We start from the raw sequence: 14,624 nt of genomic DNA on the forward strand, positions 1-14,624 counted from the left end.
GGAGTGAAAAAATGAAACGGGTTATCTCATGGTGTCTCGTCGTATCGATCTTCGCTGTGGTCCAGATATCGTCTGCCTGTGTCGGCAAGACAATCCACCTGGGGGTAACCAGTGCCGCCGGTGAACGGTTGCTTGCCGAGATGGCATCCATCCTGATCACCGAGCGTACCGGTTCTTCGGTCAAGATAGATGTCTACAAGGACTCAAAAGAACTGTATAACGCTGTCAAGCAGGGGAACGTGAACGTTATTTTCGAAAACCCCGGTCGAGCGGCGGAGGTTGTGGGGAAGCCCAAGGATTCAACGTACGACCAGATCAAGAGCGAGTACAAAGCCAGGCTGAACCTTACGTGGCTTGAACCGATCGGCGGCTCCCTTAAATTTGCGCCGGTCCTGACGGCGGACACGCTCGCCAACTATCCGGCCCTCCCCAAACTGTTGAACAAGCTTTCCGGTGCGCTGGTAAACGACACCTACCCGAAGCTGCTCAAAACTGCGGAGTCGGATGAAAAGTCGAAAAAGACCGCAAAAGAATTCCTGAAGGGAAAGAAGCTGATATAACGGGATGACGATACCCGAGGGAATGAAGAAGAAACTATCCTGGCTGGCTTCAACCGAATGTGCGGTCGTACTGTTCCTGGCGATTGCTGCCCTTGCCATCCCGGGGACCTTCACCGAAAGCAGGACCATCTATTCGAGCCCCCCCTTCCTGTTGCTTCTGGGCTGCTTTGGACTGAACCTCGCGCTCTGTACCATTAAGCGGCTCAAGACCCTGTCGAAGCCTGTCCTGGTCATGCATGGCGGCGTGCTTCTGACGCTGGCGGGATGTATCGCCACGTCGTTCGGCTTTGTCGCCACCGTCAATGTCTACGAAGGGGATATGGTGGATCAGGTTTACCGTTGGGACCGGGAGCAGGATGTCCCCCTCGGTGCGGAACTGGTCGTGAAGAAGGTAAACCGGGAATTTTACCCCATCCCGGTAAAGGTTGGTGTTCTGCGGGGGGAGGCGAAAGAGGGGCTTTTTGTCCTGAAGACGGGGGAGAGTTTTGACCTGAAAAACTACCGGGTGAAGGTCGAGTCCCTGGAATTTCCGGCGGAAACCCTGAAGCTTTCCGTATTTGACCAGGGCCGGTTGATAGGGAATTGTGATACTTCAGGGGCCTCAACCCTTCCTCCTGGATTCCCCTACGCATTTAAGCTGGTTGCCTACCAGAATCCTTCACTGAAAAGGCTCTGGGTTGACCTGGAACTTGCCCGCGGTTCCGAAAAGCTGGTCGAGGGGACTTCCGAAGTCAATAGCCCGTTTCAGTGGAACGGCCTCTATTTCTACAACACACGGGTTGACCGGGATGCTGCCGGCGCGGTGTACGCCGGTATTCAGATCGTACGGGATCCGGGAAGACCCTATGTCTTTGCCGGTTTTGCCATCATGGGCCTTGGAGCGGTATTGTCCTTCATAAGGCGCTTTTACGGGAAGGTTCTATGGAGATAACGAGTTCGGGGATGTTCGGCATCTATGTTGCCGCCTTTTTTCTGGGTGCTGCCCATTCCCTGGAGCCGGGGCATGGGAAGACGGTGGTGGCCGCCTATCTGGTCGGTTCCCGCGGGAGAAACATCGATGCCATCATTCTTGGTCTCGTCGTCACCTTCACCCACTCCTTCAGCATCATCCTGCTGGGGCTGCTGGCGAAATTTTCCGCCCGGTACCTGTCGGAACAGGAGATTCATGCCTATCTCGGGATCGTGGCAAGCATCATCATCCTGGGCATCGGCCTCTGGATGCTGCGGCAGCGGTGGATCTGCCTGAGGGACCCTTCACGCGCCCATGACCATTTTCACCTCTTCGGCCACAGCCACAGCCACCATGGCCACCCCCATAACCATGACCATGGCCATGGGCACAGCCATTCCCCTGACCACGATCATCATGATCACGACCATGGCCATTCGCACCCCCACGATGCCCAGGACCATGTTCACGACCACCATACGCATGGTGACCACGGCCACGACCACGACCATAGTCACGGGGGGCACGACCATGTAGACGCACACGTCCATTCCCACCACCACGGGCATGGCCATCATCATCCGGCCGGCGACAAGCCGCTTGGTCCGTTGGGGCTGATTTTGCTCGGGATATCCGGAGGGATCGTCCCCTGTCCGGCGGCACTGGCCATTCTGCTCGCCTCGGTTTCCGTCGGACAGGTGGCAAAAGGTCTTGCCATGGTCCTTGTCTTCAGTCTCGGGCTTGCCGCCTGTCTCGTCGCCATCGGGCTTGCGGTGGTCAACGGCGTGAAGGCGACAAAGCGCTTTCTGGATACGGAACGGTATGCTCCCAAAGTCGCCTTTGCGAGCGCTCTCATTGTCACGCTCATCGGCATCGTCACCATGTATACGTCGATAAGCCATTTCAGGCAGTTATGAACTATTTCACCGTTCTGCTCATAAGCGCTCTCCTCTTCGCCCCCCATGCGGCGTCTGCCCACCCTGAAACCGGCCTGCTTCCCGATGCCATTGCCGAAACCGAGTACAAGATCGTGCTGGAGATCAATCCCCGGGATATTCCGACCAGGACCAAGCTCGGGATGGTGCTGTACCGGAAAAACAAGCTCAGGGAAGCGGAGCAGCAGATTGCCGAGGTGCTGAAGTCGGCCCCGAAGGATTTCGATGCCCATGACGTGATGGGGCTGATCCGGCTGAAGGAGAAAAAACCGGCCGAGGCCATTGCCTGGTTCCAGAAAGCCATCGCCCTGAAAAGCGAGGATACTATGGTCCATCACAGTCTTGGCCTGGCATTGGAGCAGAGTGGGCGGTACCAGGAGGCCGAGGCGTCCTATCGCCGGGGGCTGGAGGTCAACGACAGGCTGCTCCGCAAGGGAGCGAACCGGGAGAAGGAGAAGGAGCGTCGGAATACGCTTCTCTCGGCATTGCAGGGAGTTGAGTCCAGGCTGAAAACATCACGAGGGGGGATATGACCATGCGTGCAACCATGAAGTCGCTGTCGCTTGCCGTTGCTGCCGTAGCGCTCATCACACTGGCCGGCGAATGCCGGGCGGCAACGCGGGAAATTGGCATGATGACGATCGCGAAGGACGCCACCTGGGAGGGAGACATCGTGATTACCGGCGATGTCCATGTCCCCGCAGGCATTACCCTCACCATTGCACCGGGGACGACAGTCAGATTCAGAAAGATAGCTCCCGATGGCGACCGGAACCTCTTCGGGGTTGAATCCCCCTATTATCCCCAGGCCGAGATTATCGTCACGGGAAGGCTCATTGCCAGGGGTACGGCCGGGAAGCCGGTCATCTTTACCTCTGCTGAAGCGAAACCCGAGCCTGCCGACTGGGGGTCCCTCAATTTCCTGGGGAGCAAGGGGAACGTGATCGAACAGTGCCGGATCGAATACGCCTATAACGGTGTCCACTCCCACGGCGGACAGGTTTTCATCAAGGATAATACGTTCGTGAAAAACGCCGTGGCCATCAGCGTCAAGAAGGAAGACGAGGCGGTCGGTACCCCCGGATTCGGCATCCCCGCCGATATCACGGTCACCGGTAACCTCGTCGAGGAGAACAAGGGTGGCATCAACGTCCGCATCTCGAAAGGAGTCATCACCCGCAACACGGTCCGCGGCAACAAGTTCTTCGGCATCTGGATCAAGGGGAAGTGCGAGGGGGAGATCAGCCGCAACGAAATCACCGCCAACCAGAAGGGGATCTTCTTCTACAAGGCCGGCGGGATGACCATCAAGGATAACAATATCTTCGACAACATCGACTACAACCTTGCCATTGCCGACGAGCAGGGGCAGGATATCCCGGCTGCCGGCAACTGGTTCGGCACGGTCGACCGGGTGAAGATCGAGGAACTGGTCTTTGACGGCAAGGCAGACCCGGCCCTTGCCCGGATCGTTGTCGAGCCGTTCCTGTCGGAGCGTGTCAGGGATGCGGGGAGGTAGGTTGCCCATGCCCACGATACACCGCAATCCGAATGTCATGTGGCGCGAGGAGGATGACGCCCTTGCCGAAGCGGGCGACGCCCTTGCCCGCGGCGAGGATGCCGGCGAGATCGGCACGGCGGTCCTCTTTTCCGGTGGCACCATGCTGTCGGTCAATTACCTCGGCATGGAAATCTGGAAGCTGTGCGACAACCGGACTGTCGACGGGATTGTGGCCGAGCTGCTGGAGCAGTTCGAGGTGGAGGAGGACGTGCTTCGCACCGATGTCCGTGCGTTTCTCGACGAACTTGCCGTGAAAGGGTTCATCGTCTATGCGGAATGATACCATCCCCCAACTGCAGGCACCCCTCACCATCAACTGGGCCATCAACAACAGCTGCAATTTTGCCTGCAGCCACTGCTACAGCCGTGAGGATACCCACGAGGAGCTGCCGCGGGACGTGCTCTACGCCTGTCTGGAAAAGGTTGCCAGGGCGGGGGTCTTTTCCGTCAACTTTGGCGGTGGCGAGCCGTTGCTCCATCCCCAGCTTCTGGAGATTGCGGCATTCGCCAGCGGACTGGGACTGCGGGTCTCCATGAACAGCAACGGCTGGCTCCTGGACGGCGAGAAGGCGGTCGCCCTCAAGGCGGCCGGTTTCACCAAGGTCGGGATCAGCATCGACAGTCACATCGCCGATGTCCATGACACCTTCCGCGGAGTGGCCGGAAGCCATGCCCGCGCCCTTGCCGCGCTCGGCCATCTCCAGTCGGTCGGTATCGCCACCTCCATTTCCACGGTCATCTGCCGCATCAACAGCACGACCATCGATGAACTCGTGGAAATGGCCCTCAGGCATGGGGCGGGCCAGCTCAATTTCCACAACTTCAAATGTTCCGGTCTCGGCCTGGCCAACAAAGACGATCTGGATCTCACGCCCGATGAGTGGAAAGAGTTCTACCGCCATGCCCTCGTTGTGAAAAAAAGCGTGAAAGGGCTCGATGTCTCCCTCGACGACCCGATCATCGCCCTGCTCGGCGAACGGGACGCGGGAAGCCTCGTCAAGGGGAGTGTCTGCGGCAAGCTTTCGCTCAACATCAAGGCCAACGGTGACATGACCCCCTGCGGCTTTATCCCGATCGTCATCGGCAACATCGTCCGGGATGACCTCCGGCAGGTCTGGAAGGATTCGGCGGTCCTGGAGAAGATGCGCAACAAGCAGCCGACCGGCAAATGCAGCGGCTGCAGCAAGTACGAAGACTGTCTGGGGGGGTGTACCGCCCGGGCACTGGCCCTGACCGGCGACATGAACAGCCCCGACCCGCACTGCTGGGGAGACGACGAACCGTCCCGGTGACGCGCTGCGGTCCGCCCGCAGCGGTTCATGGCCGAGGAATATCTGCATGGAACTGGCTACACCGATCACCGTCTACTGGGACCTGGCGCCCGGCGCTCCCGCCAGCGATTACCTCGTGCGGATAGCTGCCGACATCATCGCGAGCCGCCCGCTCATGCTCCAGCTGTACGACCCGTCACCCCGGCCCGGAAAGGCCCTGCATGTCGTTCTGGAGCAGTTGAAAGGGACGTCGGTCGCCGTTTCGCTCACCATGACCCCCGGCTCGTTTTCGCTTCTCGACGGGAATGCTATCGAGGAGCTTGGCGTCAAGGAAATCCTTCTGGCTGCCGACTCTCTCGATGAACTGGAGAGCCTGGCCGGTCGGCCTTCCCTCGGTATTTCCTGGTCGGTGACCCGTGATGCCTGGCGTGTGCTTCCGGATATCGTTGCGACCTGCCGTGCGCGGGGATTCAGCCGTCTGGTGCTGCCGATGCAGCGTCTGTACAATGGTGAGACTCCGTTCTTCCTGTCGCGGAACGAACAGGGGAAACTTGAGAGAGACCTCGCGGCATCCGGTGGCACGGAGGGGATTACCCTTACCATCCACGACCCTTTCCTCTGGCGCCCCTTCAACCCGGGGGTGCCGTTTCCCCAGGGGGGGTGCCAGGCAGCCAATACCATGATTGCCATTTCTCCGGATGGTGGCGTCTACCCCTGCCCGTCCCTCCCGGTCCGCCTGGGCAAGATCGGCGCAACATCGTTGAAGGAGATCATCGCCTCAACGGGGAAAAAGGAGTTCAGGCGCAGGCTCCTGCTCGATCCCGAAGGGTGCCGGGATTGCCGGGAACTGGCTGAATGCCGGGGAGGCTGCCGGGGGAGGGGATACGTCATGCATGGCACCCTCGACGGCATGGATGAAGCGTGCAGATGACTACTATTTCAATGTATCACTACAGGAACCCACCATGCGGATAACTCAACTGATGAGACTGTTCATCGTCCTGGCCCTGCTGCTGGTCGTTGCCGGTTGCAAGACCGAAGGGAAACGTCCGGTCGTCAAGATCGGCTACATGCTCTGCAACAGCGAGGAGGAAACGACCCAGCGTTTTCTCCCCCTGACCCGCTACCTGTCGGACAAGGTGGGGGTCGACTTCGTCATGGTGCCGGTGGATACCCACGACTTCGAAAAGCGCTTCAAGGCGGGCGAATTTGCCTTGACCCATACAAACTCGCTCCTCTACATCATCCTCCGCGAAAACGAGGGGGTTGAGATCATCGCTTCCGAAAAGCGGGGCAAGTTCGGTGCCCGCACCGCCGGGGCGATCATCGCCCGGAAGGGGAGCGGCATCGAAAAACTGGCCGACATCCGGGGGAAACGGCTGGCGTTCGGCCCGATGCTTGCGCCGACCGGCTATCTGGCGGAGTACGACCTGATGCTCGCCGCGGGAATCAACCCGGAGAATGACCTGGCGTTCTACTCGATCCCGCCGGGCTCCTATAAGCACGAAAAGCTCATCTACGGCGTCCTTTACGGCAAGTACGACGTGGCCGCGGCACCGGTCCTGGATCTGGAGACCATGGCCCGGGAGGGGAAAATAGCCCCTGACGATTTTGTCGTTCTTGCCCAGAGCAAGCCCATTCCCTACTGTACCTTCGCCGCGGCCAAGGGGACCGATCCCGCGCTGGTGAAGAAGGTGAAGGAGGCGCTCCTCGCCCTGAAGCCGGCGGACACCGCCGAGGTTGACGGCGAACGGCTGAAGGTGATGAAGGCGGCCTGGATCGACGGCTACGAGGAGCTTCCCGACAGCGACTACGACCCGATCCGGGAGATGGCGAAGCGGGTGAACATGCCGCCGTATCAGAAATACTGACCCGTGGTTGGCAGGTGGTGCTGTCCTGCGTTCGTTCCGAGAGCTCTGTTTCTGTAGCTCTAAGGCTCATTACGCAGCAGCCGATCAACTCGCTCTCAGGGCTCAAACAGGATCGGCCGCTTTTGCTCCACTTCGCCTTGAGCCACAACGAAACAGCGCTCAGTCACTCTCTCCGGACAGCACCAGCTGCTGATTCCATGGTTAATGACTATGTTTAAAGACACCTTCGACAAACTATGCTGGGCATCTCTGGCGATCGTCCTTATCGCCCTCCTCGTCCTTCTCGGCATGAACGCCGGTTCAGAAGGGAAAGCTGCTTCAGGTCTGGACAAGGCGGTGGAGCGGGAGATGGCCTACCACGCCCGTGTCGAGCTCATTGCCAAACTTTACGGTCCGGTAGACGGGTTGCGCAAGGAGGGGAAGAATCAGGAAGCCCTTCTGAAACTGGACGAACTCGTCCGCAAGTACCCCGGTGAGGCCCATGGTCATATTCTCCAGGGTGAAATCTTGCGGGAGATGGGGGCTCTGGACGAGGCGGTGGCATCCTACGTCGCCGGGGTCAAGCTGAACGGTGATTACCTTGACGACAAGAGTCCCCTGTCGCGACGGGGGGACATCCAGCGGCTCGTGGATGAAGGGCTGAAAAGAATTGGTGCACGGGCCGCGGCCAATCCGGGGAATCGGACTATTGCCGCTTCGTTGCAGAAGGTCAACTATCTCCGGAGCCGTTTGGCGGGAGGATGCGAGTAGATGGTGCGCGACCGGCATTTCTGGATAGTGGTGGCGGCGGGACTTCTTCTCGGGGGGCTCGGCGTGTTGCTGGCGGTGTGGGGGAACCCGGAAAATTCGGGGATCTGTGTCTCCTGCTTCATCGAAAACAGTGCGGGGGCTCTCGGTTTTCAGGATAATTCCCGCATGCAGTACCTGCGCCCCGAATTGATCGGCTTCGTTCTCGGCTCGCTGGCGAGCGCCGTCATCTTTCGGGAATTTCGCTCCCGTGGCGGGAGTGCACCTTTGCCGCGGCTTATTGCCGGGATGTTACTCATGATCGGCTGCGCTGTGTTCATCGGCTGCCCCATCAAGCTTTTCCTCCGTCTGACTGCCGGCGATCTGACTGCTCTGGCAGGTGTGGCCGGACTGGTGGCCGGTGTGTGGATAGGGGTACGGGGGCTTGCCAATGGAGTTGAGCCCGGTCCTGCCGACCGTGGCGGGAGAGGGGAAGGTCTTCTCATACCTGCAGCCTTCCTCTTCCTGCTGGTACTTCTTTTTGCCCGTCCCGGATTTCTCGTCTTTTCGGCGCGGGGGAGCGCCGCCCAGCATGCACCTCTGCTCATATCGCTTGCCGCCGGCTTGCTGCTCGGGTTTATCGCACAGCGCAGCCGCTTTTGCATCACCGGCAGCGTCCGCGACATCATGCTGATCGGATTCAGGTCCTACATGCTCTGGGGGTTTCTGGCTTTTCTCGTGGCGGCCGTCGGATTGAGTGTTGTCAGCGGCACATTCAATCCGGGGTTCTACGGCCAACCCGGCGCCCATCTGGAACATGTATGGAGCTTTCTCGGGATGGCCCTGGTGGGGTGGGTTTCGGTGCTTATCGGGGGGTGCCCGTTCCGGCAGCTGATCAAGGCTGGCGAGGGAGACGCGGATGCCGGCCTCGTGGTGGTCGGCATGTTCATCGGCGGGGCCCTCGTGCAATCCTGGGGCATTGCTGCCACTGCTGCCGGCGTTTCTCTCTACGGCAAGGCGGCAATTCTCGTGGGGTTTGCGGTTGTCGCGGCGGGATGTCTCCTGTTTCGCGAACGGAGCGTGTAACGCCTTTCAATTTCAACCAAATGATTTGCCGTGAAAAAGGCCGGGAGAAATTCCCCGGCCTTTTCAGCTACTGATAGCGTAATGATGAAAAAATCAGCTGGGACAAGGAAGATGGGGAAAAATCGGGGTAACGGCGGATTCGGTCCACAACCCCAACCATCCATTACCTGAGACCCGAAATCAGGGGGTTCATCCGCCGTTATCGGGTGTTTTCCGCTTTTTCTGCGTTCAATTGCCGTTTGTGGTTAAATCCTCACCAGTTCATACTTCCGTGACCCCAGCCCGATCTTCTCGCCGTGCTCCAACTGGATCTCCCAGTCAATGTCGGGGTGGACGCCGCGGAACTTGTCCCCTCCCGGCTCAAGCCCGCTGGCGAGGGCCGTGTCCGGGTTGCCCCGGGCGGCGTTGACCAGGTCGGCACAGGCCTGATCGAGGGCCACCGGATCGGTGGAGGCGCAGATGCCGATGTCATTGACGATGGGGGCGTCGGCGTGGCCGTAGCAGTCGCAGGCGGGGGATACCTGGGTGATGAAATTGATGAACAGGGACTTGTGCTCCTTTCCCCGGATCGCCCCCAGGGCGAACTCGCTCATCTTCTTCATGACCAGGGGAGTGGCCTCGTTCCACTGGATGTTGATCGCTTTCAGTTGGCAGGTGGTGATGCAGCGGCCGCAGCCGGTGCACTTTTCCGGGTCGATCCGGGCCTTTCCCTCGACTATGGCGATGGCGTCGTGGACGCAGGCCTTGAGGCAGAGGGCGCAGCCGGTGCAGAACTTTTCCGCCACCTTGGGGGCCACGTTGGAGTGCTGGGTCAGTTTCCCCTGCCGGCTGGCGCATCCCATGCCAAGATTTTTCAGTACGCCGCCGAAACCGGTCAGCTCGTGGCACTTGAAGTGGGAAACCGCCACGAGGGCGTCCGCCTCGACGATCTCCGCACCGATCTCCACAGACTGGAGCAGTTCGCCGGGAATGGGAACCTTGACCGCCGTATGGCCGCGAAGCCCATCGCTCATGATGAGGGGGGCACCGACCACTGCGTAGGCAAAGCCGTTTTCGATGGCGCAGGTGAGGGCTGAAACCGCCTCTTTCCGCTCCCCCGGGTAGAGGGTGGACGAGTCGGTAAGGAAGGGGCTGGCACCGCAGCTCTTGAGCTCCTCCACCACCCGCCTGACGAAGATGGGACGGACGAAGGCGTGGTTTCCCCGTTCGCCGAAATGGGCCTTGACCGCCACCAGGTCGCCGGGGGCGACCCGCTCCCTGATGCCGCATTCCTGCATGAGCCGGCCGATCTTGCCGAACAGGTTTTCCTTGTGGCCGGCGCGCATATCGGCAAAGTACACGGTGCTTGACATGATCATTCCCCCTTGTGGACTTTCCTGGCCGGAGGTCGGGATGGGGCATTATCCGGTCCCCGATTCCCGGTCCGCTTTCCCGAACGCTACCACATACCGGCGCGGTTTTCAACGGGGGAGAGCTGTCCGGGGAGAAACTTTCTTTGCGGTGGGCGGAAAATGTGGTATCTACTTAATTAAGGACGATGAACGCCGACATAACGGGAGCGTCTTATGGCTGCAACGGCGAACGAACGGGAACTCTGGATAGTGGGGCTGGGTGACCGGCCGGAGCGGGGTGAAATCGTGGCAAGGTACCTGGCGGCTGCCGGCTATGGCACCCGTATTGCGGAGCCCCACGAACTGGCATCCGGCAGGCCGCTCGGGGTCGTCCTTGACCTGTCTCCCCATTCTACCGATGGATGGGGAATCCTGCTGGCCATGAAACACGATCCCGCAACCCGGGATATACCGGTTCTTCCGGTGTTCCTCAGCGAGAGGGGGAGGGTCGGAGGGGTCTTCCCCGTCTCGGGCTTCTTCACCCTGCCCGTTGACAGCGATTATCTGGCGGAACGACTGGCCGTGTTCGGTCTTACCGAGGACGTTGATGACTACGATCTGCAGGCTCTCATCATTTCCCGCAAGGGGGAGGAGAGGGTTGCCAGGACAGTGGAAACCCTCGGTTTCGAGGTAGTCAACGCCTACACCGGCAAGGAGGGGATGGCGCTCGCCACCACCGGCCGCCAGTACCTGATCTTCTGCACCCTCATGCTTCCCGACATGTCGGCCTTCGAGCTTGTCGACCGCTACCGCCTCTATCCCCAGACCCGCAACATCCCCTTCTTCGTCCTCGTGAAGGACGGGATGAAACAGGGAGAACGGGGGGCCATGAGCCGCCAGATAGAGCATCTGGTCCGGAAGAAAGAGCTTTCCCAGGAGGAATTCCTCTCCTACCTGCGGCGGCGGGCCTGACGAGGATTTTCACCGTCTTGTGGACTTGAAGATATTAAATGACAGAACGTTGTAAAAAACCGGCCTCCCTTCCCAGGGTGAGCCGGTCTTTTGTCAAGAGGTGTAATCAGTGTACGAAATATCTTATCATTCCAAGACCACCTACCTTCATGCCATTATTACGGGTGATTGTAATAAAATGAATGTATTGGGATTTCTGGAAGAAGTGGTCAGTAAATGCTTTGAACTTAACCACAAGAAGGTGTTGTTCGAAGAAAGACTGATAGGCCCTCGCATAGAGACCGAAGATGTATATCGCATTGTTTCCAGTATGTGCGCTAAAGTCGACGGTTTCTTCGAAGCGGTAGCGTTCGTTGATACTGAGGCGGAAAGTGTAATAAATACGAAATTTGCGGAAAGCATTGCTGATAGACGCGGAATTCCGCTAAGGGTATTCTTTAAGGTTGAAGATGCTAAAAAGTGGCTGAATAGCAAGAAATGATCTGGTGTGATCGGCTCCTTCATATCTTCACCGTCTTGTAGAGAAAATTCTTGAACTTGAAAAACCGCTTCCGCTCTTCCTCATCCCCGTTCACGTCGCCGTTGATCGCCTTAAGGTCCCGGGCGACCTGGGGCATCCCCTTGCCGGCCCTTCCCCTGCTCTGTTCGATCACGAGCCGTACCACGTCCCGTGAAATCATGTTGCGCGAATAGGGCTCGTAGACCGCAGTCCAGAAATCCTTCCCCTTGTCGATGTCGGTCAGGATCTCCCCCGCCACCTGTTCGTTGAGGGTTGCGGCTGCCAGGGGGAGGGCCTCCCGTATCCCGTCCCTGATGGCTCGGCGGATATCGTCCCCCGCCACCACCTTCCCCTTGCGGAAGAAAAGCGCCCGCAGAAGGATACTGCGCAGTTCACGGATGTTCCCTTCGTAACTGTGGCCGACGAGCACCTGCTTGGCGTCGTCCGAAAGCGCGGGGGGGTCGTCACGCGTGTCATCCTTGCCGCGGTAGGTCCGGTAGAGCTTGCCGAGGAAGTGGACGGCAAGGTCCGGGATATCCTCACGCCGCTCGTTGAGGGACGGAACCTGCATGGAGAGTTCCGAAAGTCGGTGGTAGAGGTCTTCCCGGAAATTTCCCCTGGCGATCTCTTCCCGCAGGTTCCTGTTGGTGGCGGCCACCAGAAGAACACGGCTGTAGCGCTCCAGGTTGTCCCCCAGGCGGACGAAGCCGCCGTTGTCCAGGAAGCGGAGCAGCTGCACCTGGGTCTTCGGGTCGGCGTCGCCGATTTCGTCGAGAAAGACGACCCCTCCTCCCGCCTCTTCCAGTATCCCTTTCCGGTCGCTGTAGGCTCCGGTAAAGGCCCCCTTCTTGTGGCCGAACAGCTCCGAATAGGTCAGTTCCCCGCTGTACGCCGCGATGTTCGTCTTTTTCACCGGGAGTTCGCCGTTGGGGTTGATTTCGCTCCGGTACATCTCGTTCAGCTTGTTGTAGAGGTTGTTGAAGAAGAACTCCTTGCCGGCGCCGGTCTGGCCGAGGACGAGGATGGAGGGGAGGCCGATGGTCGCCTCCTGGAGAATGTTCTTGCTCCAGAGGGTGATCCGGTTGAAGAGCGGCACCGAGACCGTGTTGATGAAGTCGACGATCTCCTGGGCCTTGCGGCTGTTGCCGATGATGTTGCCGAGCCGGTAGGAGGAGACGTGGGGGTCCTTGTAGGCCACGTCCGACTGGAGCCGGGTCACTTCGTCCTGGAGCCGCTCGATCCTCTGCAGGTCGGAGATGTGGCGGCTGGTCAAGCGCTCGATGATCTGGAGTATCCGCTTGTGTTCTTCGGTGAAGAAGGCCGGTTTGAGGGAGTTGAGGCAGATGACGGCGATCACTTCGTCATCGCTCACCACCGGCACGGCGATTTCGCTCTTGATGAGTTCGTGCATGGAGCGGTGGAATCCGCCCCGCTGCTGTTCTTCTTCCACGTGGTGAATGATTTTCGGCTGCTTGGCCCAAGCCACATAACCGGTCAGGCTCCGTTCGGGAGCCGCCAGTTCGGGACCGCCGACACGGAACGGGGGAATGTTCTTCTTCAGCCATTCCTTGCTCTTGGCGCCGACGATGGCGCCGGTTTCATCCTCCACCACGAGCCATTTCCCTCCCTCCCGCTCCGCGACGACCGCGATGCTGCCGGTGTCGGCACCGATGAGTTCGGTCGCCTTGGAGAGGACCTTGGTCAGGAAGGGGTGGAGCTCTTCGTTCCGTTCCCGGAGCAGTTCGGTGATTTCGGCGAGCACTTGAATCTCCAGGTGTTCGCCGCCGATTTCGGTTATGACCCGTTCCACCATCTCCGCGTGGGTCTGGAGAAGCCCCATTTCGAAATCCGAGAACCGGTACAGCTCGTGGGTGAAGTAGTTGATGAGGCAGATGACCTTGCGGGTTTCCGGTTCGTAGCGGGGGACGACGTAGAGTGAACGGAGTGCCATCTGCTCGGTAAGAGCCCGTTTTTGCAGGGTGTGCTGGGTCAGGTCCGGGATGTAGAGCGGACGGAGGAGGCGATTGTCGGCGATGACCGCATCGTCCCGCAGGTAGGTGGCGAAGAGGGATTTCCCCCGCTGAAGGACGATGTCCCCCTGGGCGTCGTACTGGGCCTTCAGTTCCGGGTCGTCCGAGTGGCTGGCGAGGATCGCCAGGGTCCGGGTCCCTTCCGGGCCGCTTACCGGTACGAGCACCGATGCCAGGGAAAGCCGGTCGATCAGCTGCACCGCCGAGCGGACCATGAAGCCGGCGGCTTCCCGCTTTTTGTACTCTTCCACGCGGCGGGCGAGGAGGAGTTGCTGGTGATACTTCCGGGCATGGTCGAGCCGTTCGGCCGCAGTCGTGACGAATTCGCCGAGGAGTGCCTTGCCCCGCGCCTGCAGTACTTCACCGGACCGGTCATTGTCGATGCAGACCACGCCGATGGATTTTCCCTGGCTGGTGATGGGTATCAGGTAGGTGGCGGCGATGCCGAAACGCTCGGCCCAGGTACGGTCCAGTGCCAGCCCGTGACGGTGGGTGTCGCGGAACTCCGCCGGGTACTGGGAAACGAACACGCTCGAGACCATGGCGTCGCCGGAGATGATCGGGAAGGTCGCCTCACGGAGTTCCGCAGCATGGGGGCCGGTTGCGTAGACGCAGGAGAGGGCGCCGCGGGTCAGGTCCTCCAGGTAGACCCGGAGCTGGTTCCGCCCCGTCACCAGTACGACCCCCTCGGCCACGGCGTGGAGCATCTCGTCCAGATTCTCCTTGCCGAAGCCGGCGATCTTCTCCCGCAACTGGGCGAGGCGCGTCTTCGCAGATTCCATGGATACCTCTGTTCTGCTTACTGAGTAGTATTTTTACACACTGGGGTTACT

Annotated in this window: 15 protein-coding genes; 13 read left to right on the forward strand and 2 right to left on the reverse strand. The window is 59.7% G+C overall.

The features are described from left to right. Positions 1-11: 11 nt before the first annotated feature. The 11 genes from KI810_RS04515 (at position 12) to yedE (ending at position 8,959) form a co-directional block, all read left to right on the forward strand. Positions 12-560, forward strand: coding sequence for a glycine betaine ABC transporter substrate-binding protein (locus KI810_RS04515; RefSeq protein ID WP_214174265.1), 549 nt, complete (start codon positions 12-14; stop codon positions 558-560). A 22-nt stretch (positions 561-582) separates the two neighbouring features. Then, on the forward strand, positions 583-1,491 hold the full coding sequence (locus tag KI810_RS04520) for a cytochrome c biogenesis protein ResB (protein WP_246525145.1): 909 nt from the start codon (positions 583-585) through the stop codon (positions 1,489-1,491). After that, the gene (locus KI810_RS04525) at positions 1,482-2,426 is read left to right on the forward strand and encodes a HoxN/HupN/NixA family nickel/cobalt transporter (protein ID WP_214174267.1); all 945 of its coding nucleotides are present in this window, start codon (positions 1,482-1,484) and stop codon (positions 2,424-2,426) included. The genes KI810_RS04520 and KI810_RS04525 overlap by 10 nt, the downstream gene beginning before the upstream one ends. After that, positions 2,423-2,977, forward strand: coding sequence for a tetratricopeptide repeat protein (locus KI810_RS04530; protein WP_214174268.1), 555 nt, complete (start codon positions 2,423-2,425; stop codon positions 2,975-2,977). Before KI810_RS04525 ends, KI810_RS04530 begins: the two co-directional genes overlap by 4 nt. Then, positions 2,974-3,963: a NosD domain-containing protein gene (locus KI810_RS04535; RefSeq protein WP_214174269.1), complete on the forward strand. Its 990-nt coding sequence runs from the start codon at positions 2,974-2,976 to the stop codon at positions 3,961-3,963. Before KI810_RS04530 ends, KI810_RS04535 begins: the two co-directional genes overlap by 4 nt. 7 nt (positions 3,964-3,970) lie before the next feature. Beyond that, positions 3,971-4,285, forward strand: coding sequence for a GeoRSP system PqqD family peptide chaperone (locus tag KI810_RS04540; RefSeq protein ID WP_214174270.1), 315 nt, complete (start codon positions 3,971-3,973; stop codon positions 4,283-4,285). Further along, on the forward strand, positions 4,275-5,297 hold the full coding sequence (locus KI810_RS04545) for a GeoRSP system radical SAM/SPASM protein (RefSeq protein WP_214174271.1): 1,023 nt from the start codon (positions 4,275-4,277) through the stop codon (positions 5,295-5,297). The genes KI810_RS04540 and KI810_RS04545 overlap by 11 nt, the downstream gene beginning before the upstream one ends. A 46-nt stretch (positions 5,298-5,343) precedes the next feature. Beyond that, the gene (locus KI810_RS04550; RefSeq protein ID WP_214174272.1) at positions 5,344-6,207 is read left to right on the forward strand and encodes a GeoRSP system SPASM domain protein; all 864 of its coding nucleotides are present in this window, start codon (positions 5,344-5,346) and stop codon (positions 6,205-6,207) included. Between the two features lie 34 nt (positions 6,208-6,241). Further along, a complete protein-coding gene (locus KI810_RS04555) occupies positions 6,242-7,147 on the forward strand; it encodes a phosphate/phosphite/phosphonate ABC transporter substrate-binding protein (RefSeq protein WP_214174273.1) in 906 nt (301 codons plus the stop codon). A 204-nt stretch (positions 7,148-7,351) separates the two neighbouring features. Next, positions 7,352-7,897 carry a tetratricopeptide repeat protein gene (locus tag KI810_RS04560; RefSeq protein WP_246525146.1) on the forward strand — a complete coding sequence of 182 codons (546 nt, stop codon included), beginning with the start codon at positions 7,352-7,354 and terminating at the stop codon, positions 7,895-7,897. After that, positions 7,898-8,959 carry a YedE family putative selenium transporter gene (gene yedE / locus KI810_RS04565; protein ID WP_214174274.1) on the forward strand — a complete coding sequence of 354 codons (1,062 nt, stop codon included), beginning with the start codon at positions 7,898-7,900 and terminating at the stop codon, positions 8,957-8,959. It abuts the gene before it with no gap. 245 nt (positions 8,960-9,204) lie between these two features. Here yedE and KI810_RS04570 read toward each other — a convergent pair whose 3' ends face one another. Further along, positions 9,205-10,311, reverse strand: a complete 1,107-nt coding sequence (locus tag KI810_RS04570; protein ID WP_214174275.1) for a DUF362 domain-containing protein — start codon at positions 10,309-10,311, stop codon at positions 9,205-9,207. A gap of 213 nt (positions 10,312-10,524) precedes the next feature. On the opposite strand from KI810_RS04570, the gene KI810_RS04575 reads away from it, so the two are divergent. Then, the gene (locus KI810_RS04575) at positions 10,525-11,262 is read left to right on the forward strand and encodes a response regulator (protein ID WP_214174276.1); all 738 of its coding nucleotides are present in this window, start codon (positions 10,525-10,527) and stop codon (positions 11,260-11,262) included. Between the two features lie 109 nt (positions 11,263-11,371). Then, positions 11,372-11,743: a hypothetical protein gene (locus KI810_RS04580; protein WP_214174277.1), complete on the forward strand. Its 372-nt coding sequence runs from the start codon at positions 11,372-11,374 to the stop codon at positions 11,741-11,743. 19 nt (positions 11,744-11,762) lie between these two features. Here KI810_RS04580 and KI810_RS04585 read toward each other — a convergent pair whose 3' ends face one another. After that, positions 11,763-14,573, reverse strand: coding sequence for a GPMC system transcriptional regulator (locus KI810_RS04585; protein WP_214174278.1), 2,811 nt, complete (start codon positions 14,571-14,573; stop codon positions 11,763-11,765). Positions 14,574-14,624: the final 51 nt, after the last annotated feature.

Source organism: Geomobilimonas luticola (assembly GCF_018476905.1).
GTDB classification, from domain to species: Bacteria; Desulfobacterota; Desulfuromonadia; order Geobacterales; family Geobacteraceae; genus Geomobilimonas; species Geomobilimonas luticola.